20 protein-coding genes are annotated in these 25,174 nt (G+C 75.2%); 5 read left to right on the plus strand and 15 right to left on the minus strand.

The window, feature by feature from the left end; genetic code table 11:
• Positions 1-13 precede the first annotated feature (13 nt).
• The 3 genes from B1A86_RS06080 to hrcA all read right to left on the minus strand — a co-directional run bounded on the left by B1A86_RS06080 (position 14) and on the right by hrcA (position 2,994).
• Entirely contained in the window at positions 14-775 is a 762-nt protein-coding gene (locus B1A86_RS06080) for a 16S rRNA (uracil(1498)-N(3))-methyltransferase (protein ID WP_078025464.1), read from the minus strand.
• Positions 772-1,905 carry a molecular chaperone DnaJ gene (gene dnaJ, locus B1A86_RS06085; protein ID WP_036317203.1) on the minus strand — a complete coding sequence of 378 codons (1,134 nt, stop codon included), beginning with the start codon at positions 1,903-1,905 and terminating at the stop codon, positions 772-774. The genes B1A86_RS06080 and dnaJ overlap by 4 nt, the downstream gene beginning before the upstream one ends.
• A gap of 75 nt (positions 1,906-1,980) precedes the next feature.
• Positions 1,981-2,994: a heat-inducible transcriptional repressor HrcA gene (gene hrcA / locus B1A86_RS06090; RefSeq protein WP_078025465.1), complete on the minus strand. Its 1,014-nt coding sequence runs from the start codon at positions 2,992-2,994 to the stop codon at positions 1,981-1,983.
• Positions 2,995-3,165: 171 nt separating this feature from the next.
• Between hrcA and B1A86_RS06095 the strand changes: the two genes are divergently transcribed.
• Together B1A86_RS06095 and B1A86_RS06100 are read left to right on the plus strand one after the other, a co-directional pair.
• Positions 3,166-4,026: a DUF3097 family protein gene (locus B1A86_RS06095; RefSeq protein WP_044659801.1), complete on the plus strand. Its 861-nt coding sequence runs from the start codon at positions 3,166-3,168 to the stop codon at positions 4,024-4,026.
• Between the two features lie 94 nt (positions 4,027-4,120).
• Entirely contained in the window at positions 4,121-4,540 is a 420-nt protein-coding gene (locus B1A86_RS06100; protein WP_002854682.1) for a DUF4870 domain-containing protein, read from the plus strand.
• Between the two features lie 15 nt (positions 4,541-4,555).
• Here the strand turns inward: B1A86_RS06100 and hemW are convergent, their stop codons facing one another.
• Positions 4,556-5,836, minus strand: coding sequence for a radical SAM family heme chaperone HemW (gene hemW / locus B1A86_RS06105; protein ID WP_036336572.1), 1,281 nt, complete (start codon positions 5,834-5,836; stop codon positions 4,556-4,558).
• Entirely contained in the window at positions 5,837-7,696 is a 1,860-nt protein-coding gene (gene lepA / locus B1A86_RS06110) for a translation elongation factor 4 (protein WP_036336574.1), read from the minus strand.
• Positions 7,697-7,807: 111 nt separating this feature from the next.
• Between lepA and B1A86_RS06115 the strand changes: the two genes are divergently transcribed.
• Complete coding sequence (locus B1A86_RS06115) at positions 7,808-8,470, plus strand: type II toxin-antitoxin system PemK/MazF family toxin (RefSeq protein WP_036336575.1); 663 nt, start codon at positions 7,808-7,810, stop codon at positions 8,468-8,470.
• A 195-nt stretch (positions 8,471-8,665) separates the two neighbouring features.
• A complete protein-coding gene (rpsT, locus tag B1A86_RS06120; protein WP_036336578.1) occupies positions 8,666-8,932 on the plus strand; it encodes a 30S ribosomal protein S20 in 267 nt (88 codons plus the stop codon).
• A gap of 102 nt (positions 8,933-9,034) precedes the next feature.
• On the opposite strand, the gene holA is transcribed toward rpsT, so the two are convergent.
• The 6 genes from holA to B1A86_RS06150 all read right to left on the minus strand — a co-directional run bounded on the left by holA (position 9,035) and on the right by B1A86_RS06150 (position 18,654).
• Entirely contained in the window at positions 9,035-10,054 is a 1,020-nt protein-coding gene (gene holA / locus B1A86_RS06125; protein WP_036336580.1) for a DNA polymerase III subunit delta, read from the minus strand.
• Between the two features lie 10 nt (positions 10,055-10,064).
• The gene (locus tag B1A86_RS06130) at positions 10,065-12,632 is read right to left on the minus strand and encodes a ComEC/Rec2 family competence protein (RefSeq protein ID WP_036336627.1); all 2,568 of its coding nucleotides are present in this window, start codon (positions 12,630-12,632) and stop codon (positions 10,065-10,067) included.
• A 29-nt stretch (positions 12,633-12,661) separates the two neighbouring features.
• Positions 12,662-13,513 carry a ComEA family DNA-binding protein gene (locus B1A86_RS06135; RefSeq protein ID WP_036336582.1) on the minus strand — a complete coding sequence of 284 codons (852 nt, stop codon included), beginning with the start codon at positions 13,511-13,513 and terminating at the stop codon, positions 12,662-12,664.
• A gap of 129 nt (positions 13,514-13,642) precedes the next feature.
• Entirely contained in the window at positions 13,643-14,617 is a 975-nt protein-coding gene (locus B1A86_RS06140) for a DegV family protein (protein WP_078025466.1), read from the minus strand.
• A 46-nt stretch (positions 14,618-14,663) separates the two neighbouring features.
• On the minus strand, positions 14,664-17,171 hold the full coding sequence (gene leuS, locus B1A86_RS06145; protein ID WP_078025467.1) for a leucine--tRNA ligase: 2,508 nt from the start codon (positions 17,169-17,171) through the stop codon (positions 14,664-14,666).
• A gap of 157 nt (positions 17,172-17,328) precedes the next feature.
• Positions 17,329-18,654 carry a hypothetical protein gene (locus B1A86_RS06150; protein ID WP_138976801.1) on the minus strand — a complete coding sequence of 442 codons (1,326 nt, stop codon included), beginning with the start codon at positions 18,652-18,654 and terminating at the stop codon, positions 17,329-17,331.
• Positions 18,655-18,861: 207 nt separating this feature from the next.
• Between B1A86_RS06150 and B1A86_RS06155 the strand changes: the two genes are divergently transcribed.
• On the plus strand, positions 18,862-19,917 hold the full coding sequence (locus B1A86_RS06155) for an alpha/beta fold hydrolase (RefSeq protein ID WP_078025468.1): 1,056 nt from the start codon (positions 18,862-18,864) through the stop codon (positions 19,915-19,917).
• Between the two features lie 66 nt (positions 19,918-19,983).
• Here the strand turns inward: B1A86_RS06155 and B1A86_RS06160 are convergent, their stop codons facing one another.
• The 4 genes from B1A86_RS06160 to rpoZ are packed head-to-tail and all read right to left on the minus strand — an operon-like array spanning position 19,984 to position 25,172.
• On the minus strand, positions 19,984-22,146 hold the full coding sequence (locus B1A86_RS06160) for a primosomal protein N' (RefSeq protein WP_371705212.1): 2,163 nt from the start codon (positions 22,144-22,146) through the stop codon (positions 19,984-19,986).
• A gap of 13 nt (positions 22,147-22,159) precedes the next feature.
• Positions 22,160-23,422 carry a methionine adenosyltransferase gene (metK, locus tag B1A86_RS06165; protein ID WP_078025470.1) on the minus strand — a complete coding sequence of 421 codons (1,263 nt, stop codon included), beginning with the start codon at positions 23,420-23,422 and terminating at the stop codon, positions 22,160-22,162.
• Between the two features lie 15 nt (positions 23,423-23,437).
• The gene (gene coaBC, locus B1A86_RS06170) at positions 23,438-24,724 is read right to left on the minus strand and encodes a bifunctional phosphopantothenoylcysteine decarboxylase/phosphopantothenate--cysteine ligase CoaBC (protein WP_078025471.1); all 1,287 of its coding nucleotides are present in this window, start codon (positions 24,722-24,724) and stop codon (positions 23,438-23,440) included.
• Between the two features lie 7 nt (positions 24,725-24,731).
• Positions 24,732-25,172, minus strand: a complete 441-nt coding sequence (gene rpoZ / locus B1A86_RS11845; RefSeq protein ID WP_078025472.1) for a DNA-directed RNA polymerase subunit omega — start codon at positions 25,170-25,172, stop codon at positions 24,732-24,734.
• Positions 25,173-25,174: the final 2 nt, after the last annotated feature.

Here is a 25,174-nt window from a genome sequence, read left to right on the forward strand (position 1 = left end):
GTCCTGCCGGGGCTCACCAGCGGCCGAGCCGGTGCTGGAGCACGGCGAGGGCGGCGGGGCCGGCCGTGGAGGCGCGCAGCACGTGCGGGCCGAGCCGCACCGGCACGGCCCCCGCGGCCACGCAGGCCTCGAGCTCGGCCGGGCCGATCCCGCCCTCGGGGCCCACGACGACGGCGATCTCGACGGCCGCGGAGAGTCGCTCCGCCGGCACCGCGGACACCCCGTGCTCCGCGTCCTCGTGCAGTACGAGGACGAGCCGGCCGCCGTCGTCGTCCCGGGCCAGCCCGGCGACCGCCGTCCCGGAGACGTGGTCCCGGACCGCGGGCACCCGGGCGCGACGCGCCTGCTTGGCGGCCGCGCGGGCCGTGTCCGCCCACTTCTGGCGGGCCTTGGCGGCCTTGGGGCCCTTCCAGCGGACGATCGAGCGCTCCGCCTCCCAGGGCACCACGGCGTCCACGCCGAGCTCGACGGCGGCCTGGACCGCCATGAGGTCCCGGTCGCCCTTGGCGAGGGCCTGGACGAGCACGAGCGCCGGGGTGGGCGCCGGCTCCTCCGCCACCGCGTCCAGCCGCACGGACACCGCGTCCGGGGCGGCCGCGAGCACGGTGCCGTGGCCGAGCGTGCCCGACCCGTCGGCCAGGAGCACGGCCTCCCCGGGGGCCAGGCGCATGGCCGCGGCGGCGTGCCGGGCCTCGGCGCCGTCGAAGACGACCTCCGCGCCCGCGCTCGCGCCGGCCAGGGCGCCCGGCTCGAGGTGGAACAGGGGGGCGGTCACAGGTTCCTCAGGTTCTCCCGCAGCCGGGCGAACATGCCCTTGGCCTGGGGTGCGCCGTGCACGACCTCCTCGCCGCGCACCTCGGCCAGGCGCTCCAGGAGCTGGCGCTGCTCGTCGTCCAGGTCGGTGGGCGTGGTGACCACCACGTCCACCTTGAGGTCGCCACGGCCCTGCCCGCGCAGGCGACCGACGCCCAGGCCGTGGAGGACCTCGACGTGGCCGGACTGCACGCCCGGGTCCAGGCTGAGGGACTGCTTGCCGTCCAGGGTGTCCAGCGTGACGGTGGTGCCCAGGGCCGCGGCGGCCATGGGGACGGTCACGGTGGTGGCCAGGTGGTCGCCCTCGCGGCGGAAGGTCTCGTCCGGGCGGACCGCGATCTCCACGTAGAGGTCGCCGTTCGGGCCGCCGCCCGGGCCGGCCTCGCCGCGGCCGGCGAGGTGGATGCGGGTGCCGTCGTCCACGCCCGCGGGGATGCGCAGGGTCAGCGGCGTCCGGGTGCGGACGCGGCCCTGCCCGTCGCACTCGTGGCAGGGCGTCGGGATGACGGTGCCGAACCCCTGGCAGGCGGGGCAGGCCTCGGTGGCCATGACGGTGCCCAGCAGCGACCGCACGGGGCGCTGGATCATGCCGTGGCCATGGCAGGTCTGGCAGGTCTCCGGCTGGGTGCCGGGCTCGCAGCACGAGCCCTCGCACCGATCGCAGCGCACGGCCGTGTCCAGCTCGATCGTCTGCTCGCCGCCGAAGACGGCGTCGCGCAGGTCGATCCGCGCGGTCACCAGGGCGTCCTGGCCGCGGCGGGCGCGGCTGGCGGGGCCGCCGCGGCCGCCCTGGCCGGCGGCGTTCATGAAGGTCTCGAAGATGTCGGCGAAGCCCCCGAAGCCGCCCGCCCCGCCGAAGCCGCCCGGGAAGCCGGCCTGGCCGTTCTCGTTGCCCGTCGTGTCGTAGGCCCGGCGCCGGCCCTCGTCCGAGAGCACCTCGTAGGCGTGGGAGATGCGCTTGAACTGCTCGGCCGCCTCCGGGTCGGGGTTGACGTCCGGGTGGTGGGTGCGCGCGAGCTTGCGGTAGGCGCGGCGGATCTCCTCGGTGCTGGCGTCACGGCTGACGCCGAGCGTCTCGTAGTGGTCGGTCACGGTGGGGATTCCTCTCGGGGAGAGCGGGACGTGGGGCGATGCGGGACGGGGCCCGCCAGGACGCGTGGAGGCGCGTCAGGTGGTCAGGATGCGGGAGAGATAGCGGGCGATCGCCCGGACGGCGGCCATGGTGCCCGGATAGTCCATCCGGGTCGGGCCGATGACGCCGAGCTTCGCCACGGCGCCGGGGCCGTAGGCGGCCGCGACCACCGAGGTGTCCGCGAGCGATCCGGCGTTCTCGGACCCGATCCGCACGGACACCCCGTGGGCGTCCTGCTCCATCTCCGTGAGCAGGCGCAGCAGCACCACCTGCTCCTCGAGCGCCTCCAGGATCGGCCCGATGGACGCGCCGAAGTCCCCCGGGGAGCGGGCCAGGTTGGCGGTGCCGGCCAGCACGATGCGGTCCTCCCGGCCGGCCTCGAGGAGGTCCTGGACGGCCGCGGCCACGAGGGCGGCGGACTGCCGGTGCTCCGGGCGGACCCGGGTGACGACGTCGTCCACCACGGTGGCCGCCTGCACCGGACCGAGCCCCAGCAGGGCGTCCAGCAGGAGGCCGCGGAGCACGGACAGCTCCGCCTCGTCGACCGGACGGTCCAGCACGGCGTGCCGCTGGTCCACCCGTCCCGTGGACAGGATGAGGACCACGAGCACGCGCGTGGGCGTGAGGGAGACCAGTTCGAGGTGGCGGATCGTGGAGCCGTCCTCGTAGGGGAACTGCGCGACGGCGACCTGCTGGGTCAGCTGGGCCAGGAGGCGCACCGTGGACTCCATCATGTGCTCGGTGTCCGTCTCCGGGTCCAGCAGGGTCCGCACGGCCCGGCGCTCGGCCGGGGACAGCGGCTTCACCTCGGAGAGGCGGTCGACGAACACGCGGTAGCCCTTGTCCGTGGGGACGCGCCCGGCGGAGGTGTGCGGGGCCACGATGAGGCCCTCCTCCTCGAGCGCCGCCATGTCGTTGCGCACGGTCGCGGAGGACACGCCCAGGGCGTGCCGTTCCACGAGGGCCTTGGAGCCCACGGGCTCGCGCAGGGCCACGTAGTCCTCCACGATCGCCTGGAGCACCTGCAGGCGGCGGGGCTGCTCCGACATCTCGGTCCTCCTCTGGTCCGTCGGGATCCGGGGCGACCCCGGAGGTGCCCCTGACTGGCACTCCGGCGGGTCAAGTGCCAATGCTACCGTCCGACCCCGGGGGGCGCCCCGACCGGTCCGCACGGCTTCGCTCACGGTGATCGCCCGGCCCCGTTGCTACCGTGCTCTCCCATGGACTGGAGCAGCTGGGGCCCCGCGGGCCACGACGACCTGACGCGCCGCCCCGCCCGGACCGTCCCCGATGTGCCCGCCGCCCCCGGCACGGTGGTCGAGGACGTGGCCTCCGGGTTCACCGGGGCCGTGATCGGCATCGAGCGCTCCGGCGGCGTGCACGTGGTGGTCCTGGAGGACCGCCGCGGCGTGCGCCGCGGCTTCCCCCTCGGCGGCGGCTTCTGGATCGACGGCGAGCCCGTGACCCTGGTCCCCCCGACCGCCGCGGCCCCGGCGGCGCCGGCCCGCACCGCCTCCGGCTCGCGACGGGTCGAGGGGGCGCGGGCCCGCACCGCCCGCGCCTCTCGCATCTGGGTGGAGGGCGTGCACGACGCCGAGCTGGTGGAGAAGGTGTGGGGCGAGGACCTGCGCCTCGAGGGCATCGTCGTGGAGCCCCTGCACGGCGTGGACGACCTCGCCGGGGCGATCCGTGCGTTCGCCCCCGGTCCGCGGCGCCGGCTCGGGATCCTCGTGGACCATCTCGTCACCGGGTCCAAGGAGGAGCGCCTCGCGGCCGAGGCCATGCGCGTGCCGGGGGCCGCGGGCAACGTGCTCATCCTCGGTCACCCCTACGTGGACGTCTGGCAGGTCATCAAGCCCTCCGTCCTCGGCATCCCCGCGTGGCCCGTCGTGCCGAAGGGGCAGGACTGGAAGACGGGGATCCTGCGGGGACTGGGCTGGCCGCACGGGAGCAAGGAGGCCACGGGGCTGGGGTGGAAGCGGCTGCTCTCCCACGTCACCACGTACGCGGACCTCGAGCCGTCCCTGCTGGGCCGCGTGGAGGAGCTCATCGACTTCCTCACCGCCGCACCCGAGCACTGATCTCGGCGCGGCCCCCGCCCGCCCGCGCTATGCTGGCCCATGCCCTGCGCCCGGTCCCCGGCGCGCGGGTCCCGCGATCCAGGAGGAGCCCCTCGTGAACACCCGCGCGCAGCCCGACGCCGGCCGCACCGGCCACGGCCCGCCCGCCTGGCTCGTCTCGGCCGGCGGCCGCGGCGCCCCGCTCACGGCGAAGCAGGACCGTGACCGCGCGGCGCTGGCCCACCTCAGTCTGGCGTTCGGCGTGCTCGGCCCGCTGGTCGTGTGGCTGCTCTACCGCGACCGCGGCCCGTTCACCTCGCAGGAGTCGCGCGAGGCCCTGAACTTCTCCGGGCCGCCCACGCTCATCACGCTCCTGTTCTTCTTCCTGTCCCTGCTGCCGGTGGTCGGCCCGATCTTCGCGATCCTCGGCGCGCTCACGTGGGCCGCCATGGCGGTCTACGGCGTGATGGGCGCCTCGCACGTGTCCAAGGGCCGTCCGTTCCGGTACCCGTTCAACCTGCGCATCCTGCGCTGACCCGGGGCCGGCCGGTCAGAAGCCGGCCAGCGCCCGGACGATCGCGTCGTTGCGCAGCCGCCCCTCGAGCGTGGGGATGATGCGCCCGTCGACGGCGGCACGCCCGTCCAGCAGGCCCGCGGCGATGAGTTCGGCGATCGCCCCGCGGATCCGCGCGGCCTCCCCCGGCGTCTCCGAGACGAGCTCCGCGGTCGGGAGCCCGTCCACCGTGCGCACCGCGAGCATGATGCGCTCGAGTCGCCGCGCGTCGGCGTCGGGCCGCTCGCGGCCGACGGCGGGGGTGACCCCCGTGGCCAGCCGTTGCGCGTAGGCGGCGGGGTGCTTGGCGTTCCAGAACCGGACGCCGGCGAGGTGCGAGTGCGCTCCCGGGCCGATCCCCCACCAGTCCTGGTCCTCCCAGTACGCCACGTTGTGCCGCGCGCGGTGGACCCCGGAGCCCTGCGGGTCGCGCGCCCAGTTGGACACCTCGTACCAGCGGTAGCCGGCGGCGCCGAGCAGCTCCTCGGCGAGCAGGTACTTGTCCGCCTGGTCGTCGGGGTCCACGTCCGCCACCTCGCCGCGGGCCACCTGGGCCCCGAGCTTGGTGCCCTCCTCCACGATCAGCGAGTACGCGCTCACGTGGTCCGGGGCCAGGGCGACGGCGGCCTCGAGCGTGGCCCGCCAGTCGGCGAGGGACTCTCCCGCGGTCCCGTAGATCAGGTCCAGGGACACCTCCAGGCCGGCCTCGCGGGCCGCGGCGACGGCGGCGGGGACGGACTCGGGCCGATGGGTGCGCTCGAGCGTGGCGAGCACGTGCGGCACCGCGGACTGCATGCCCAGGGAGAGGCGGGTGAAGCCGCCGGCCGCGAGCTCACGGGCGTACTCCGGAGTGATGGTGTCCGGGTTGGCCTCGGTGGTGACCTCCGCGCCGGGCGCGATCCCGAACCGGTCCACCGCCGCCTGGAGGATGCGCACGAGGTCCGCGGCCGGCAGGAGCGTGGGCGTGCCGCCGCCGAAGAACACCGTGTGCAGCGGGCGGGCGGGCACGTCCGAGGACGCGAGCACGTCCGCGGCGAAGTCCAGCTCCGCGACCGCCGACTCCCAGTAGTCGCCGCGGCCCGCGCCGGGGCCGAGGTCGACGGCCGTGTACGTGTTGAAGTCGCAGTAGCCGCAGCGCACGGTGCAGAACGGCACGTGGACGTACAGGCTGAAGGTGCGCGCCGCGCCGTCGCCGGCGGCCGCGCGCACCCGCTGCCCGACGTCGGCCGGCAGCCGGCCGTCGTCGGGGACCGGCTCGCCGAGGGGCAGGGCGGGCACTTACTTCTTCGCCGCCTGGTCGGCGCCGGCGCCGTCCGAGGACAGGGCGGCGATGAAGGCCTCCTGCGGGACCTCGACCCGGCCCACCATCTTCATGCGCTTCTTGCCCTCCTTCTGCTTCTCGAGCAGCTTGCGCTTGCGGGAGATGTCGCCGCCGTAGCACTTGGAGAGCACGTCCTTGCGGATCGCGCGGATGTTCTCGCGGGCGATGATGCGCGAGCCGATGGCGGCCTGGATCGGCACCTCGTACTGCTGGCGCGGGATCAGCTCCTTGAGCTTGCCCGTCATCATCACGCCGTACGTATAGGCGTTGTCCTTGTGGGTGATGGAGGAGAACGCGTCCACCTGTTCGCCCTGGAGCAGGATGTCCACCTTGACGAGGTCGGCCGCCTGGTCACCGTCGGCCTTCCAGTCCAGCGAGGCGTACCCCTTGGTGCGGGACTTGAGCTGGTCGAAGAAGTCGAACACGATCTCGGCCAGCGGGATCCAGTAGCGGATCTCCACCCGTTCCTCGGAGAGGTAGTCCATGCCCTTGAGGTTGCCGCGCTTGGCCTGGCACAGCTCCATGACGGCGCCGATGAACTCGGCCGGCACGATGATCGTGGCCGAGGCCATGGGCTCGCGCACCTCGAGGATCTTGCCCTCGGGGAACTCGGAGGGGTTGGTCACGGTGACGACCTCACGGTCCTCCCGGGTGACCTCGTAGACCACGTTGGGCGCGGTGGAGATGAGGTCGAGCCCGAACTCGCGCTCGAGGCGCTCGCGCACGATCTCCAGATGCAGCAGACCGAGGAAGCCGACGCGGAAGCCGAAGCCCAGCGCGACCGAGGTCTCCGGCTCGTAGACGAGCGCGGCGTCGTTGAGCTTGAGCTTGTCCAGGGCGTCACGCAGCACGGGATAGTCCGAGCCGTCGATGGGGTACAGGCCTGAGAACACCATGGGCTTGGGGTCCTCGTAGCCACCCAGGGACTGCTCGGCCGGGTGGGCGTGGTTGGTGACCGTGTCGCCCACCTTGGACTGCCGCACGTCCTTCACGCCGGTGATGAGGTAGCCCACCTCGCCCACGGCCAGGCCCTTCGTGGGTACGGGCTCCGGGGAGGAGACGCCGATCTCGAGGAGCTCGTAGGTGGTGCCCGTGGACATCATGCGGACCTTCTCCCGCGGGGAGAGCCGGCCGTCCACGACGCGCACGTACGTGACGACGCCCCGGTAGGTGTCGTACACGGAGTCGAAGATCATCGCGCGGGCCGGGGCGTCCGCGTCGCCCTCCGGGCTGGGGACGGCGCGGACCACGCGGTCCAGCAGCTCCTCGACGCCGACGCCCGTCTTGCCGGACACGCGCAGCACGTCCTCGGGATCGCAGCCGATCAGGGAGGCCAGCTCGGCCGCGTAGCGGTCCGGATCCGCGGCGGGCAGGTCGATCTTGTTGAGCACGGGGATGATCTCCAACTCGTGCTCCATGGCGAGGTAGAGGTTCGCCAGGGTCTGCGCCTCGATGCCCTGGGCGGCGTCCACCAGCAGGATCGCCCCCTCGCACGCGGCCAGCGAGCGGGAGACCTCGTAGGTGAAGTCCACGTGCCCGGGGGTGTCGATCATGTTCAGGGCGTAGTCCACCCCGTCCACGGACCAGGGCATGCGCACGGCCTGGGACTTGATGGTGATGCCGCGCTCACGCTCGATGTCCATGCGGTCCAGGTACTGCGCCTTCATGTCGCGGGGCTGCACGACGCCGGTGGCCTGCAGCATGCGGTCCGCCAGCGTGGACTTGCCATGGTCGATGTGGGCGATGATGCAGAAGTTGCGGATCACCGAGGGGTCGGTGGCAGCGGGCACCGGGGGGTTCGACGCCAGGGGCGACACGGGCACTTCCTCTACGGGTGACGGGGACGGGACTCTGACCGCCTAGTCTCTCATGATCCGCCGCCGACCCGACCCGGACGCCGGGCCCGCGCGTCCACTAGATTCACGCCCATGGCCTTCGACCTGCATCGCGCCCTGTCCCTCGGCCGCCGGACGGCACGCCTGATCGGCGCCCTCCGCGACGACGCCCGGCCGCGCCGGGCCGCCTCCGAGGCCGGTCGACGGGCCGGCGACCGGAGCGGCCCGTCGCCCTTCCCGGGCCCGCCCGGGCCTCCCGGGCCCGCGTGGGACCCCACGGAGCCCACCGACTCGTGGCCGATGCCCGGGCCCGGGCAGGAGCGCCGGCCCCGGCGACAGGACGCCGGCCGCCACGTGTCCCTGCCGGACTTCACCGGCACCGTCCGCGTCGAGTACGCGCCCGTGCCCGGGCCGACGGCCGGGCCGGGCGAGGTCGTGTGGACCTGGGTGCCGTACGAGGAGATGGACGGCCGGGGCAAGGACCGCCCCGTGCTCCTGATCGGCCGGGACGGGGCGCACCTGCTCGGGCTCATGCTGACCAGCCGGGACCGGAACAACGCCCTGGCCCGCGACGAGGACTACGTGGACGTGGGCGCGGGCGCCTGGGACCGGTCCGGCCGCGCCTCGGAGGTGAAGCTGGACCGGGTGGTCCGCGTGGATCCGGCCGCGGTGCGCCGGGAGGGCGGCGTCCTGGACCGGGCGGCCTTCGACCGGGTCACGGCCGCGCTGGCCCGCGCCCGGCGGCGGGGGCGCTGAGTCGGCCGCGCGGATCGCAGGGTCTGGGTGGTAGGATCGTCCGCATTGTGTCCGCCGGTCGACGGGCACCCCCGGAACGGGTCATCATCGGTGTTCCCCACGCCGCTCAGTCCACGGATCCGGGCACCCTCCACGACCCCCTGTTCATGCGGCGCCCGGACCCTCGTCCGCGCCGCCGACGACGAAGGACCCGATTTGGCTAACATCAAGTCCCAGAAGAAGCGCATCCTCACCAACGAGAAGGCGCGCCAGCGCAACGTCGCGGTGAAGTCCGAGCTGAAGACCGCCATCCGCGCCGTGGACAAGGCCGTCGCCGCCGGCGAGCCCGAGGCCGCCGCCGCCGCGCTGCGCACCGCCTCCCGCAAGCTGGACAAGGCCGCCTCGAAGGGCGTCATCCACAAGAACCAGGCCGCGAACCGCAAGTCCGGCATCGCCGCCCGCGTGAAGGCCCTCCTCGGCTGATCCACGCCCCCCGGCTGTGACCGCGGCCCCCGCCCCGAGCGATCGGTGCGGGGGCCGCGTCGTGTCCGGGCTGCCCCCGAGGGATGCCGTCCGGCGGCGCCGTCAGCGGCTGACGGCGGTGGCCACGCGGATGACCGCGCGCTCGACGGCGAACTCCGGGTTGCGGGAGGCGCCCTTGGCCTCGGCATCGGCCTGGGCGATCCACTCCACGGCCTGCGCGATGCCGGCCGCCGTCCAGTGCCGCGCCGCCTGCTGGATGTAGCGCACCTGGAACGGGGCCACCCCGAGCAGGGACGGCAGCTCGGCGGCGGGCCGGCGGGCGTCGATCATCCGCGCCACCTGCCGCGCCTTGAGCGCGAGTGCCGCGGTGATCATCACCGGGTGGACGCCGGTGGCCATCGCGTGCCGCACGAGGGAGACGGCCCTCGCCGCCTGCCCCTCGAGCGCCGCGTCGGCCACCGCGAAGCTCGTGGCCTCCACGCGGCCGCTGTAGTACGTGTCCACGGTCTCGACGCTGACGACGCCCTCGGTGTCGTCGACGAGCTGGGCGCACGCGGCCGCGAGCTCCGTGAGCGAGGCGCCGGTGGCGCGGATGAGCGCGCGGGCCGCCTCCTCGTCGATGCGCCGACGCCGGTCGCGGAACTCGGCCTGCACGAAGGCCAGCCGCTCCTCGTCCTTCTTCAGCGGCACGCACTCGACCACCGTGCCGGCCTTCGCGACGGCATCCAGCAGCCTCTTGCCGCGGGTGCCGCCGGTGTGACGCAGCACGAGCGTGACGTCGTCCGCGCCGGGGCCCTGCTGGACGAGGCGCAGGGCGTCCTCGAGGAACGCATCGTTCATGGCCTCGAGGCCCTCGACCGTGATGAGGGTGGGCTCGGCGAAGAGGGACGGGCTGGCCGCGGTGGCCAGCTGGCCGGGCTGGTACTCCCCCGCGCGGAGCCGGTGGATCTCCAGCTGACCGTGACGCTCGCGCAGAGCCTGGGTCACGCGGTCCGTCACCCAGCGGGCGGCATGGTCCTCGGGCCCCTTGAGGAGCATGAGCGGGGCGGGCTCGGCCCTCCGCCAGGCCAGCGGGTCGGTGCGGCCGGCTCGGCCGGAACGGGGGCTGCGGGCGGCGGACATGCGTCCCATCCTAAGGTCCGGTGCGGACGCTCGAGGGCGGGCGGACGGTGTGGACCGCGATCTCGGGCGCGCCGTCGGGGTCGGGGCCGTCCGCGGCCGTGAGGGCCAGCGTGCCGTGCAGGTCCGTGCGGGCCACCGGCCCGAGGCGGCCGAGCGCGTCCACCGTGGCCCGGTGGGGGTGGCCGTACGGGTTGTCGGCGCCCACGGAGACCACGTGCAGGCGGGCGCCGGCCGCGCGCGGCACGGCCGTCCCACCGTTGCGGGCCCCGTGGTGGGCGACCTTGAGCACGTCCACGCGCGGCGGTGCGGCGGCATCGGACCGGCGCCCCGCGACCCACGCCGCGGAGGCGTCCTCCTCCATGTCGCCGGTGACCAGCGTCGTGACCGGACCGGCCCCGCTCTCGACGGTGACCAGCACCTGGGCGGAGGCGTCGTTCTCCTCGGGGGCCCGCGCGTCGGCGAGCAGCACGTGCCACCGCACCGGCCCGGCCGTGCCCGTCGCGCCGGTGCGGAGCCGTGCCGCGTCGGCGAGCGGGTCGACGCCGTCCGCCTCGCCTCCGCGCCCTTCCCGGCCCTGCGCCGGTGCGTCCCGGGTCGCGTAGTGCACCGCCCCGCGGGAGGCGCGGTCGACCACGCCGGCCAGTCCCCCGGCGTGGTCGGCGTGCAGGTGGGTGAGCAGCACGGCGTCCACCCGGTCTACGTCGAGGTCGTCGAGGCAGCGACGTGCGAGCCCCGGCTCGGGCCCGACGTCGACGACGACCCCCGCGCGCGGGCCGGACCGGAACACGGCCATGTCCCCCTGGCCGACGTCGCAGAACGCCACCGCCCAGTCCGGCGGGGCCGAGCCCGAGGACCGCGGCACGAGGACCGCCCCGACCGCCCCCGTGGTGGCCGCGGCCAGGGCGGCGGCGAGCACGACCAGGGCGGGGAGGCGCTCGCGGGTCCGCGGCGCGCTGCGGCCGACACGCCGGACAGGGGCGGTCCGGCGTCGTTCGAGCAGGAGCACGGCGGCGAACCCGAGGAGCGTCGCGGCCACCAGCAGGACGCCCAGCCCGGCGCCGAGGGCTCCGGCCGGCCACGGACGCAGCGCCCCGGGCAGGGAGGCGCTGGTGTGGGCGACCCACCCGATCCAGGCCGCGGGCCACTGGATCACGGCCACGAGGGCGGCCGCGATCCCCGGCGCGGGCAGGGCGAGGGCCGCGGCGAGGGTGCCCAGGACGGTCACGGGTGGCACGGCCGGGGCGGCCAGCAGATTGGCCGGCACCGCGTAGGCCGACACCTCACCGGTCATGGCCAGGATGATCGGCTGGCAGGCCAGGTGGGCGGCCACGGTCACCGCGAGCGACGCCGAGAGCCACCGCGCTACGACGTCGGGCAGCATCCGGCCGAGCCCGGCGTGCAGCGCACGGTCGAGGGGCGCGCCGGCCAGGACGATGCCCGCGGTCGCGGCCAGGGAGAGGTGGAAGGCCGGTTCCACGGCGAGGGCCGGCACCGCGACGAGCAGGGCCGTGCCGCCCACCGTCAGGAGTCCGAACGCCTGCCGCGCGCGGCCGAAGAACACCGCGAGCGCTCCGAGGGCGCCCATCACGGCCGCCCGGAGCACGGACGGCTCCGGCCCCACGACGACCACGAACACCCCGAGGACCGCCAGCCCGGCGCTGAGGACCACCGCCCGGTGCACCCGCGCGCTGCGCAGGGTGATCGCGACCGCGCCGAGGATCATGGCCACGTTGGCCCCGGACACGGCAGACAGGTGCGACAGGCCCGAGGCCTTCATGGCGTCGTCGAGGGCGGCCCCCTGGGCGGAGCGGTCGCCCAGCACCAGCCCCGGGATGAGTTCCGGCGCAGCGCCGACCGTGCCCTCCGCAGACTGACGGAACGCGGCGCGCAGCGCCTCCCGCCGCGGGGGGCCCGGGTCACCGCCGGTGGCCCCGCCTGCCGTCTGCGTCCCGCCGGGGCAGGGTCCCGGCTGCGGGGCGGACGCGGCGGCCAGGAACACGGTGGAACCGGACCTCGACGGCCGGGCCACGACGCACACCCGCGATCCCGGCCCGCCGTCGGGGGCCCACGTCCCGCCCTCCGGCGCGACGATCGTCGCGGGCGGTGCGCCCCCGCCCGTGAGTCGGGCCGTCACGGCCGCCTCGGGGGCCCGCGGCGGATGACCGAACGTCTCGACCCGCACGGGCACGCTCCAGCGTGGGCCGAAGGTCGCCTCGCTCCGGGTGGCGGGCCCGTCCAGGGTCAGCTCGAGCCGCAGCGGTGAGCCCGCGTGCACCGCGCCGGTCCAGCCGCTGCCGCTGGCCGCGGCGGCGGGCCCGGCCGAGTGCTGCAGCATCAGGGCCGCGGCCACGCCGGCCAGCGCCGTCGCGGTGGCCACGCCCCGTATCCGACCGGTCGAGCGGGCGGCGCCCAGGATGGCGGCCGCGGCGACGGCCAGCCCCGTGAGGGCCGCCGCCGACCGGGCCGGGGCGTCCCAGCCGACGCCGAGGATCCCCAGGGTGAGGCACCCGAGCAGGGCGGGCACCCACCGGGCCTCGAGCGGGCCGGGCACCTCGCGGTGCCGGGCGCGGCGGTCCACGGGATCGTTGGGCGGGCCCGGGGCCGGGTTCACCACGAGACGAGGTCGCGGAGCCGGTCAAGCGTGGCCGGGCCGATGCCGGGCACCGCGTCCAGGTCCTGCAGGCCGGTGAACGGGCCGACCGTCTCGCGGTGGGCGATGATCTTCTCCGCCGTGGCGGGGCCGACGCCGGGCAGGGTCTGCAGGCCTGCGGCGTCGGCGGTGTTCAGGTCCACGGTGCCGCGGGGCTCGGCACCGCCAGGCTCGCCAGTGGCACCGGCCCCGCCCGTGGTCGGCGTGGGCTGAGCCTGCGCGGCCCCGGCCACCCGGTCCAGGGCGTCCTGCGGCGTGTGGGCGGAGGGGACGAGGACCTGTTGGCCGTCGTCCAGCGGGGCCGCGAGGTTGATGCGCTCCGCCCGGGCGTGCCGGGTCGGGCCCCCGGCCGCGCGCACGGCGTCGGCCACCCGGGAGCCCGGCGCGAGGCTGACCACACCCGGCCGGGCGACCTCGCCCACCACGTGCACCCGCAGCGGGGTGGACCCGGCGGACCCGGACGCCTCCCCCGACGGCCCCGCCTCGGGCGTCCGCGCGTCGGTGCCGGCCGCCGTCGAGGCGGCGGAGGGCGCGCCGGTCTGCGGGATGCCTGCACCGGCCGCGGCCGCCGGGACCGCCGCGGGCGGCGCCGGGGTGGTCAGCCAGGCCACCGCCCACCAGGCCGCGGCGGCGACGAGCAGCACGGTGACGGCCAGCAGGGCCGGCCGCCACCGCAGCACTGGGCCCCGGGGCGGGGTGCGCTCCCACCGGGACGCGGCGTGCGGGCCGGCCGTGTCGACGTCGGGGACGGCCGCGGGGTCCGGGGCGAAGGCGGGCGGATCGTCGCAGAGGCGGTGGCTGGGGCTCATGCGGGCAGTCTGCGTCCCCGCGTCTGAGCCGGGCGCGTCCCGTACCCGGCCTGGGGATGACCACCGCGGTCCGGGGCGGTGTGCAGGAACGGACGCGCCCGTCTCCGCTGCGCTCCTGCACGGGCGGCCTCAGTCCCCCGAGCCCCCCGTGGGCGATTCCAGTGGGCAGATCACCACGCCCAGCGCACCCAGGCCCAGGTGCGCGGCGAGCACGGCGGGCAGCTCGACGACGGGCACGGGTGTGGTGGAGATCGGCTGCAGACGCTCCGCGAGCTGCATGGCCGTCTCGGGGTCGCCGTACTCGTGGACGGCGATCCGCACCGGGTCCTCTCCGGCCCTCTCGACCGCGAGCTCCACGAGCCGGTCGACGGCGCGGGCCGCGGACCGCGGGCGGTCGACCAGGCCGATCGCGCCGTCGTCGACGGCCATGACGGGGCGCACCTGCAGCAGGGTGCCCAGCAGCGAGGCGAGCCCGCTGATCCGCCCGCCCCGGCGCAGCTGCTCGAGGCTGGGCACCGTGAACAGCACGTGGCTGGAGTCCACGGTGGCCTCGAGGCGCTCGCGGATGCGGGCCACGGGCATGCCCACCCCCGCGTCCACGGCGGCGTCCACCACGGCCATGCCCAGCGCGAAGCCCACGGTGCGCGAGTCCACCACGGTCACCGGACGCTCGGCGTCCGCGGCGGCCAGGCGCGCGGCCTCCACGGTGCCGGAGAGCTCGCCGGACAGGTGCACGGAGAGGATGCGTGCGTAGCCGGCGCGGGCCAGCTCGGCGTAGACCGTCCGGAACGCACCCGGCGAGGGCCGCGAGGTGCGCACCGGGGTGCCGGCGGCCAGGGCCAGCGGCAGCTCCAGCGCGAGCTCGTCCGTGCCCTCCGTGTGGATCTGCTCGCCCACCATGACGGGCAGCGCCACCTGGCGGATCCCGGCGGCCAGACCGTGTCCGAGGACGGCGCCGGGCAGGGCGGCGGCCGAGTCCGTGACGACGGCCGTGCGGTCCCGGCGGGGCGGGCGCAGGCCGTAGCGCGCCCGCCCGGCCAGCTGGGAGCGGCGGGAGCGCAGGCGGACGAGCGCGTCGTCGCGCCACTGCTCGATGCTCGCCACGGCCTGCCTCCTCTCCCCCGGCCTGGTCGGGGCCGGTCTCACGCGGTCAGCGGATCACCAGGTTCACGAGCTTGGGCTCGCGCACGATCACCTTGACGATCTGGGCGTCCCCGATGAAGTTCCGCACCTTCTGCGACGCGCGGGCGCGCGCCTCGAGGTCCTCGGCGGTGATGTCCGCGGGCACCTCGAGGGTGTCGCGGACCTTGCCTTTGACCTGGACGACGGCCGTGACGGTGTCCTCGACCAGCAGCGCCTCGTCCACCGCGGGCCAGCCGGCGCGGATCACGGAGGGCTCGTGGCCCAGCAGGACCCACATGTCCTCGGCCGTGTACGGCGCCACGAGGGAGAGCAGCACGGCCACGGCCTCGGCGGCCTCGCGGACGGCGGGGTCGGCCGCGCCGGCACCCGCGTCGATCTCCTTGCGGGCCGCGTTGACCAGCTCCATCGTCTTGGCGACGACCACGTTGAACTTGCCGTCGTCCAGCAGCTGCTGGGCCTCGTGCACGGTCCGGTGGGTCACCCGGCGCAGGGCCACGGCCCCGTCCGCCGGGTCCGTGCCGGCCGGGGTGCCCGTCGCGCGGACGTCGCGGGCCAGGCGCCACGCGCGGGCCAGGAACTTGCCGGCGGCCCCCGGGGCGACGTCGGCCCAGTCCACGTCGTCCTCGGGCGGCGAGGCGAACACCATGGTCAGGCGCACGGCGTCGACGCCGAACTGGTCCAGCTGGTCGCCCAGGTCCACGCCGTTGCCCAGCGACTTGGACATGGCCTTGCCGTCGTTGAGCACCTGGCCCTGGTTGAGCAGGGCGCGGAACGGCTCGGTGAAGGGCACCAGGCCGAGGTCGTGCAGGGCCTTGGTGAAGAAGCGGGCGTACAGCAGGTGCAGGATCGCGTGCTCCACGCCGCCCACGTACTGGTCCACGGGCAGCCAGCGGCGCAGGGCCTCGGGGTCGAAGACGCGGGCGTCGTCGTTCGGGGACGCGTAGCGGAGCATGTACCAGGACGAGTCCACGAACGTGTCCATGGTGTCGGTGTCCCGTCGCGCGGGGCCGCCGCACTGCGGGCAGTCCACCTCGACCCACGACGTCGCCGCGGCCAGGGGCGACTGGCCCTTGGGGGCGAGCTGCTCGCCCTTGAGGTCGGTCGGCAGGGTGACCGGCAGCTGGTCCTCCGGCACGAGCACCTCGCCGCAGTCCGGGCAGTGGACCACGGGGATCGGGGTGCCCCAGAAGCGCTGACGGGAGAGCAGCCAGTCGCGCAGCCGGTACGTGGTGGTGCCCCGGCCGGTGCCGCGCTCCTGCACGATCTCGATGGCCCGCGCGATGGCCGCGGTCTTGTCCAGGCCGTCGAGCTCCCCGGAGTTCACCAGGATGCCCTCGCCGGTCGTCGCGACGCCGGATACCGCCGGGTCCTCCTCGCCGGTGTCCAGCACGGTGCGCACGGGCAGGCCCATGGCGCGGGCGAAGTCGAGGTCCCGCTGGTCGTGGGCCGGCACGGCCATGATGGCGCCCGTGCCGTAGTCGGCCAGCACGTAGTCCGAGGCCCAGATCGGCAGACGCTCACCGGTCAGCGGGTTCACGGCGTGGCGGCCCAGGAACACGCCGCTCTTCGGGCGGTCCGTGGCCTGGCGGTCGATGTCCGAGACCTTCTTCAGGTCCTCGCGGTACGCCTCGAGTTCGGCCCGCACGTCGTCGCCGGCGAGCTCGGCGGCCAGCGGGGCGTCGGCGGCGACAACCATGAAGGTCGCGCCGTGCAGCGTGTCCGGCCGGGTGGTGAAGACCGTGACGACGGGGCCGTCCTCGACCTGGAAGTCGACGTGGGCGCCCTCGGAGCGGCCGATCCAGTTGCGCTGCATGGCGAGCACGCGCTCGGGCCAGTGGCCGGTGAGCTGGTCCATGTCGTCCAGCAGCGCGTCCGCGTACTCGGTGATGCGGAAGTACCACTGGTTCAGGGTCCGCTTGGTGACCTCGGTGCCGCAGCGCTCGCAGCGGCCGTCCACGACCTGCTCGTTGGCGAGCACCGTCTGGTCCTGGGGGCACCAGTTGACCGGGGAGTCCTTCCGGTACGCCAGGCCCCTGCGGTACAGCTGCTGGAACAGCCACTGGGTCCACCGGTAGTACTCGGGGTCCGAGGTGTGCAGCTCACGGGACCAGTCCACGGCGATGCCGTACCGCTGGAAGGAGCGCTTCTGCGTCTCGATGTTCGCGTAGGTCCACTCGGCCGGGTGGGCGTCGCGCTTGATGGCGGCGTTCTCGGCCGGCAGGCCGAAGGAGTCCCAGCCGATGGGATGCAGCACGTCGAAGCCGCGCTGCATCCAGTGGCGCGCGACGACGTCGCCCATCGCGAACGCCTCGGCGTGCCCCATGTGCAGGTCGCCCGACGGGTACGGGAACATGTCGACCACGGTGCGGGTCTCGGAGCCGTCCTCGCGCGGGGCGAACGTCCCGGCCTGCTCCCAGTACCCGGCCCAGCGGGCCTCCACGTCACGGAACGAGTACTCCGCGTCGGCGGGGATGCTGGGGGTGGCCGGCACGGCGCTGTCGGGGGTCTGGCTCACGGCGGTTCGAGTCCTCACGCAGTCGGGATGGGGCGCCGGCCCTCGGGCGGCGCGGACGGGGCCGGCGGCACGGCCGGCCACCCCATCCTACGGCGACGGCGCCCCGGCCCGGCCGCAGGGCCGCTCCGAGACGCCGTGCCCGGCCGGGCAGGCGCGTTCAGGCGGAGTGGCTGCCGCCTGCCGGACGCTCGGGCCCGGCGTCGGGACCGGGGCGCGCCCCTTCGGAGGTGAGCGCGTCGTCCTCCTCGAGCACCTGGGCGACCTCGTCCTCGAGGGCCTCCGTCACCGCGTCCGGGGCCGCCACGGAGTCCCCGACCGCCTCCTGCAGCTGCACGGCGTGCTGGGCCGTGAAGGTCTTCTCCGGATGCTCACGCAGGCGGAGCAGCGCGAGCAGGCGCAGACGCAGCCCCGACTCGGCGGAGATCTGCCGGCGGTGGGTGAGCCACCAGACGAGGAGCACGAGCGCGAGCACGATCCCCAGGTGGCCCAGCGCCGGGTAGACGACGTTTATCAGGTCGCCGAAGCCGACGAAGCTCACCGCGAAGGCCAGCAGCGTGACGCCGGCGAACACGGGCCGGTAGCGGCCCGGGCGGTCGGCCGTGAGGCGGCGTCCCAGCGCGTAGAACATGCCGATCGCGGTGTTGAAGATCATCAGGTAGATCACCACGACCATCGCCCAGCCCAGCCAGGGCGCGATCGAGGCGAACAGCCGCAGCATGGGGACGTCGGCGCGGCCGATCTCGGCGTAGCCGAGGTAGAGCAGCGTGGAGGCCATCAGGAGCAGGGCGGTGTACATCAGGCCACCGGTGAGGCCGCCGAGGAACGCCTCGCGGGGGTGGGTGATGGACCCGCCGATCACGAGGCACATGGACACGGCCATCACGACGACGAGGCCGAAGTAGTTGACCGAGGACAGCCACCACGGGTCCACCGGCGTGGTGGCCTGGACGGCGAGGGACTCGTGGGCGGTGAAGCCGCCGTCGCGGGTGACCAGGACGTGGACGAACCCGGCCACGACCGCGACGACCACCAGGGGCGTGATCAGGGAGATGATCGCGGAGACCTTCTCCACGTCCAGCATGCCCGTCACGAGCACGAGCAGGGTCATCAGGGTGGAGCCCGCCCACGTCGGCCAGCCGAACTGCTGGGCGAGCGTCGAGCCCGCCCCGGCGAGCATGACGACGCCGATCGCGAAGAGCGTCACCGTCACCACGACGTCCAGGATCCGGGCCATCACAGGGTGCGAGACGCTGCGGAAGACGACCTTGTGGTCGGCCGCGAGGAACACGCTGCCCAGCTGGAGGATGACGGCGCCGCCGGCGGTGACGAGCAGGCCGGCCAGGCCCGCGCCCACGATGCCGATCCAGCCGAAGCCGACGAAGTACTGGATGACTTCGGCACCCGTGGCGAAGCCGGCGCCGACCAGGAGACCGACGAAGGCGAGGGCGATCTTGAGGGATCTGAGGGCGACGGGGTGCTGCACGCACGGACCTTTCGTGGGGGACGGGGCGCGCCCGTCCGGGCGCCGGGGCCGAGGACGGGACGCAATACCGTAGGCATCCGCGCACCATCCTGGCCAGGACCAGGAGTCGCCGGGTTCCGGGCAGCGTGGCCTCAGGTCCAGCAGCAGCGTGCGGGAGGCGTGGGTGACGTCGGTGAGGTTCCACACCGGCCTGGCTAGGGTGGGGACGTGCCTGTCCCGACGCCGCCCGCCGCCCCGGGCCCGCCCGTCCGCCTGCGCGATCTGCTGCGGCCGCCCGCGGCGCCCGCCGATCCCCGCGTGCTGACGGGCCACGTGGCCCGGACGCCCCGCCGGCGCACCCTGGCGGTCCCGGACCCCGTCCGCAGGACCCCGTCGTCCGTGGCCGTGTGGGAGTACGCCCCCGTTCCGGAGGCCGCGCCGGGATCGCGAGGCGCACCCGAGGGAGACCCGGCCGCTGCCCCGCTCGTGTTCGTGCACGGCTTCCGCGGGGATCACCACGGCCTCGCCCTGCTGGCCGACGCGCTCCCGGAGCATCCGATCCACTCGATCGAGCTGCCCGGCTTCGGGGACTCGGAGCCCTTCCCTCACGCCGAGCACACCGTGGCCCATCACGCGGACGCGGTGGCCGCCGGCGTCGCCGCCCTGGGTCTGCCGGCCGCCCCCGTGCTGGTCGCACACTCCTACGGGACGACGGTGGCGGCCGAGCTGGCCGTCCGGGACCCGTCCCGGTGGGCACGGCTGGTCCTGCTCAACCCCATCGCCGAACCCGCGCTGCAGGCGTCCGCGTCTGTGACGAGTCGGGTGCTGGCGGCCGTCGCCGAGGGGTACTACGAGGTCGCCGCTCGCCTACCCGAGCGCCCGGCGCGGCTGCTGCTGGGCGCGCCGCCGGTGGTGTGGGTGACCACGCTCGCCACGACCCGCACCAGGGACAGGGATGTCCTCGCGTACACCCATGACCAGCACCGGCGTCACTTCTCGGGCTTCGCCTCCGCGCGCATGCTCTCCGAGGCGTACCGCGCCTCGAGCACGGGCTCCGTGGCCGACGTCGCCGCCCGCCTCACCCTGCCGGTGCTGCTCGTCGCGGGGCGAGAGGATCCGCTGGGCTCGGTGCCGGCACAGAAGGCGCTCGCCGCGGCGATCGACGCCGGCGGCGGCACGGCGGAGCTGCACGTCCTCGACGGCGTCGGGCATCTGCTGCACTACGAACGCCCGGCCGCCTGCGCGGCGCTGATCCGCGACTGGCTCCGCCGCGCCGGCCGCTGACGCCGTTATCGCCCCGGCATCGCCGCGCTCCTGTCCATCGGGCTGCGGGTCGGTCCAGCCGCCCCCTCAGAGCACCCCGGCCGGGTCGAGCCGCACCCGCACCGGGGCGGTCTCGCGCCGGGCGCTCGCCGCGGACCGGGCGGCGCGCAGGGCGCCGACGGTGGCTTCGGCCGCCGCGTACGGGAAGATCAGCAGGGCGCGGGAGCGGGTCTCGTCGGCGGGGTCCGGCACCGGCCCGATCCAGGGCAGTCGCGCCGGGCCGCCGTCGAGCGGGGCCGAGTGCGGATCCTCGTGGATGTCCTCGTCCGGCCGCTCCCGGCGGGCGGCCTCCACGAGCTCGAGGTACTCCGCGACGGCGGCGGCGTCCCCCGAGACCTCTGCGAGTCGGCCGGCGGGAGGCAGGTGCAGCTCGCGCCGCTCGGCGACCTGGCGCGCGGCGAAGCCGTCGGGGTCCCGGCGGACGAGCGCGTTCACCGCCTCCGACGCGTCCGCGGTGACCACCACGACGCCCCCGTCGGAGGCGGGGCGGACCAGGCAGGCGGCCGCGAGCCAGCGGGCGAGCACGCGGCCCGGCACGTCGAGGCCCTCGCGCTGGAGCTGGCTGTCCCCGTCGAGCAGCAGGGCGGCCGCGTAGCCGTCGGGCGTCACCGGCTCGGCCCCCACGGTCGCCACCACCAGGGAGGGCCCGGGCGGCACCGAGCCGAGCATGTGCTGCGCTGAGGAGGCGTGCACGGGCACGCGCGGGAACGCCCGGCCCAGCTCCTCGGCCGTGCGGTCCACGCCGCGGGCGCCGGCCCGCAGCGTCGTGCCGCCGCACTCGGTGCACCGGAAGCCGCGCTCCCGGGTGCCGCACCACCGGCACGCCACCTCCCCGTGCCGGGCGGCCCGCGCGTCGCGGAAGCCCAGCGGCCCCGCACAGACACGGCAGCGGGCGGGCGTGCGGCACCGCTCGCACACCAGGGCGGGGATGAATCCGGCCCGGGCCACCTGCACGAGCACCGGGCCCGGCCGTGGTCCGAGCAGCGCGGCGCGGGCGGCGGCCCAGGCGGCCTGCGGCAGCCGCGCCCGCTGCGCGAACGGGTCGCGCGCCGTCTCCCAGGCGTCGGCGGTGGAGACGACCCGTGGCCCGAGCTCGCGCTGGGCCGCACGGGAGGGGCCCAGGTGCAGCAGCCAGCCCGACTCGACGAGCCGTTGCACCGGGACGGACCGGGAGGGCCCGGCGAAGAGCAGCGCCGCGCCGGTCGCGCGGGCTCGCTCCAGCACGACCTCTCGGGCATGGAAGTAGGGCGCGCGGGGTTCTGCCCACGCGTCGTCGCCGTCGTCCCAGAGCACCACCAGCCGCAGGTCGCGCACGGGCGACCACACGGCGGCCCGGGTGCCGGCCACGATGCGCCGGGTGCCGCGCAGCGCGGCCAGGTGGGCGCGGTACCGGGGCGTGTTGCCGTCCTCGGAGCCGATCCGCGCGTAGGCGTCCTCCCCCACGTGCTCGTCGAGGGCGGCGCAGAGCCGGTCGAGGTCGCGGTGGTCGGGCACCAGCAGCAGGACGCCGCCGTCCGAGGCGGCCACCGTGCGCGCTAGGGCGGCCAGCGCGCCCGCCTCGTCCCATTCGAACAGGCGCGAGGGCACGACGGCGGCCGCCCGCGCGGCGTCCCCGGCCAGCACGGCGGACACGAACGCGGTGCCCCCCTCGAGGGACTCCCACACCGTGGGCACGAGGCCCTCCTCCGCCGCGGGCGGCTCCGGACGCTCGGCGTCCGTTCCGGTCAGCGTCACGGGGTGGTCCGCCGCGGCCTCCGCGTCCTCCGCCAGGGCGGCCTTCTCGACCTGCGCCACGCGCGGGGGCACCGCGGCCCGCAGGACGTCCGTGACGACGCCGGCCTGGCGGCGGGCCACCGCGCGAGCGGTCGCCAGGACCTCCTCCGTCAGCGGCGGGATGACGGTGAGTACGCCGGTGAGCTCGGTGAGCTGGGCGCCGGTGGCCGGCTCCTGCTCCCGCGAGACGAGCCAGCCCGTCATGGCCCGTCCGCCGAAGCGGACGGACACGCGGGAGCCGGGGACCGCCCGAGCGTCCAGGGCCACGGGCACGAGGTAGTCGAACTCGCGGTCCAGGTGCGGCACGGGCGAGTCCAGCAGGACGCGTGCGATCGGCCGCTCCGGCCACCCCTCGGCCCGCTCCGGCAGCCGGGGTGCGTCCTCCGGCTCCGGGAGGGCGAACAGCGCGTCCGTGATGCCCGCCCCCGGGTCAGAGGCCGGCGGCAGCGCGCAGCTGCTCGACGCGGTCCGTGCGCTCCCACGTGAAGTCGGCGTCGTCCCTGCCGAAGTGGCCGTTCGCTGCGGTCCGTCGGTAGATGGGCCGCAGGAGGTTCAGCTCCTTCACGATGGCGGCCGGACGCAGGTCGAACACCGCGTTCACGGCCTCGATGATCTTCTCCTCCGGCACCGTGGCCGTGCCGAAGGTGTCCACGTACAGGCCCACGGGCCGGGCCGAGCCGATCGCGTAGGCCACCTGGAACTCGGCGCGCGAGGCGAGGCCGGCGGCCACCACGTTCTTCGCCACCCAGCGGAGCATGTAGGCGGCGGAGCGGTCCACCTTGGACGGGTCCTTGCCGGAGAAGGCGCCACCGCCGTGCCGGGCCATGCCGCCGTAGGTGTCCACGATGATCTTGCGACCGGTGAGGCCGGCGTCGCCCACGGGCCCGCCGATGACGAACTTGCCACCCGGGTTGATGATGATCCGCATGCCGGAGGTGTCGAGGCCGGAGCGCTCGATGACGGGTCGGATCACGTGCTCCTCCACGTCCGCCCGCAGCTGCTCCTGGGTGACCCACTCGTGGTGCTGCGTGGAGACCACCACGGCCTCCACCGTGGTGGGCACGTGGCCGGGCGCGTAGCCGATGGTGACCTGCGTCTTGCCGTCCGGCAGCAGGTACGGCATGGGCGTGTTCTCCGCCCGACGCACCGCGGTGAGCCGCTCGGAGAGCCGGTGCGCGAGGTAGATGGGCATGGGCATGTACGCCGGGGTCTCGTCCGTGGCGTAGCCGAACATGATGCCCTGGTCCCCCGCGCCCTGCTCGTCCACCTCGTCCGCCGAGCCGTACTCGCGGGTCTCGAGGGACCGGGAGACGCCGGCGAAGATGTCCGAGGACTGCTGGCCGATGGAGATGTTCACGCCGCACTGGGCGCCGTCGAAGCCGTTGGCCGAGGAGTCGTAGCCGATGTCCAGGATGGTCTCGCGCACGATTTTGGGGATCTCCACGTACGCCGAGGTGTTCACCTCGCCGGCCACCTGCACCAGGCCCGTGGTGGTCAGGGTCTCCACGGCCACCTTCGCCGACGGGTCGGCGGCGAGGATCGCGTCCAGGATGGCGTCGGAGATCTGGTCGCAGATCTTGTCGGGGTGGCCCGCCGTGACGGACTCGGAGGTGAAGAGACGGAGCTCTCCGCCGCCCACCCCCGAATACGGGTCGGCGTGGCGGGCGGGGCTCAGCGAGGCGGCATCGGTCATGCCGCACAGTCTAGGTCAGCGGCCCGACGCGCCTGCGGGGTCGCGACCGGCGAGGTCATCCACGATCGCCTGCACGACGGCGGCCGCCGCCTGGTCCTTGGAGCCCGCCGCCTCCACGGCGGGGCGGCCGTCGGCGAAAAGGATGGTCACGGCGGTCTCGTCCCGGCCGAACACCTTGTCCGTGCCGACCTCGTTGACCACGAGCATCTCGCAGCCCTTGCGCGCCAGTTTGGCCCGGCCGTATTCGAGCACGGAGGACGTCGGGTCGCCGGTCTCCGCGGCGAAGCCGACGATGAGCGGGGCCATGGGCCCGCCCTCGGAGCGGGTCCGCACGGCCGTGGCGAGCACGTCCGGGGTGCGCTCGAGCACGATGACGGGCGCGCCGCCGTCGTCGCCCTTCTTCATCTTGGCGTCGGAGACCTCAGCCGGCCGGAAGTCCGCGACGGCCGCCGCCATCACGAGGACGTCGGCGTCGGCGGCCTCCGCCAGCACGGCCTCGAGCAGGTCCTGCGTGGACTCCACCTGCACGACGCGCTCGACGCCCTCGGGTGCCGGGACGGACATGGACCCGGCGATGAACCGCACGATGGCGCCGGCGTCGAGGGCGGCGCGCGCCAGGGCGGCCCCCTGCTTGCCGGAGGAGCGGTTGCCCAGGTAGCGGACCGGGTCCAGGGCCTCGCGAGTGCCCCCGGCCGTGATCACCACGGTGCGACCGGCCAGCGGGCCGGGCGTCGGCTCGGTACCGGAACCGGAGGCCCGGGGACGGCGCGGGGCGCCCGCGGCCGCGGCGGCCTGCGCGCGCTCCCAGATCTCGGCGGGCTCGGGCAGACGTCCGGCGCCGGAGTCGGCCCCGGTGAGGCGGCCCACGGCGGGATCCACGACCGTGACGCCGCGCTCGCGCAGGAGGGCGACGTTGGCGGCCGTGGCGGGGTGGTGCCACATCTCGGTGTGCATGGCGGGGGCCAGGACGACGGGGCACGTGGCGGTGAGCAGCACGTTGCCCAGCAGGTCGGGCGCCATCCCCGCGGCGGTGCGCGCGAGCAGGTCGGCCGTGGCCGGCGCGACCACCACGAGGTCCGCATGCCGGCCGAGCCGGACGTGGTTCACCTCGTCGACCGCCTCGAACGTGTCCGTGCGGACCGGGCGACCGGAGAGGGCCTCCCACGTGGCCGCGCCCACGAACTCGAGGGCGTTGGCGGTGGGCACCACGGTCACGCCGTGGCCGGCCTCGGTCATCAGGCGCAACAGCAGCGCCGCCTTGTAGGCCGCGATGCCACCGCCGACCCCGAGGACGATCTCCATGACGGGCTCAGGCCTCCGGGGCGTCCTCGGAGATGCCCTCCTCGGCGCGCACCGTCTCGGCGGCCTCCTCGATGGCGGCGGGATCGCCCGTCGGCTGGTGGGCGTCCGACGACTCGAGGGTGGCGAACGGGTCGTCCTCGCCCGGCAGGGAGAAGTCGCCGAAGTCCTCGGCGGCCAGCTCGGCCTCCGGGGTGGCCTCGACGGCCTCGTGGGACTCGAGCAGGCCGGCCTCGATCTCGCGCAGGGCGATGGACAGCGGCTTCTCGTTCAGCTGGGTGTCCACGAGCGGGCCGACGTACTCGAACAGCCCCTCGTGCAGCTGCGAGTAGTAGGCGTTGATCTGCCGGGCCCGCTTGGCGGCGAAGAGCACCAGCGCGTACTTCGAGTCGACCCGCTCCAGCAGGGAGTCGATGGGCGGGTTGACGATGCCTTCGTACTGTTCGGTCACGG

The sequence above is a fragment of the Micrococcus sp. KBS0714 genome (assembly GCF_002008305.4).
Classification (GTDB): domain Bacteria; phylum Actinomycetota; class Actinomycetes; order Actinomycetales; family Micrococcaceae; genus Micrococcus; species Micrococcus luteus.

Excerpts from the sequence above, each read along its gene's own strand:
- hrcA (WP_078025465.1), bottom strand. The coding sequence starts at position 2,994 with ATGTCGGAGCAGCCCCGCCGCCTGCAGGTGCTCCAGGCGATCGTGGAG.
- B1A86_RS06095 (WP_044659801.1), top strand. The coding sequence starts at position 3,166 with ATGGACTGGAGCAGCTGGGGCCCCGCGGGCCACGACGACCTGACGCGC.
- B1A86_RS06115 (WP_036336575.1), top strand. The coding sequence starts at position 7,808 with ATGGCCTTCGACCTGCATCGCGCCCTGTCCCTCGGCCGCCGGACGGCA.
- holA (WP_036336580.1), bottom strand. The coding sequence starts at position 10,054 with ATGTCCGCCGCCCGCAGCCCCCGTTCCGGCCGAGCCGGCCGCACCGAC.
- B1A86_RS06135 (WP_036336582.1), bottom strand. The coding sequence starts at position 13,513 with ATGAGCCCCAGCCACCGCCTCTGCGACGATCCGCCCGCCTTCGCCCCG.
- metK (WP_078025470.1), bottom strand. The coding sequence starts at position 23,422 with ATGACCGATGCCGCCTCGCTGAGCCCCGCCCGCCACGCCGACCCGTAT.
- coaBC (WP_078025471.1), bottom strand. The coding sequence starts at position 24,724 with ATGGAGATCGTCCTCGGGGTCGGCGGTGGCATCGCGGCCTACAAGGCG.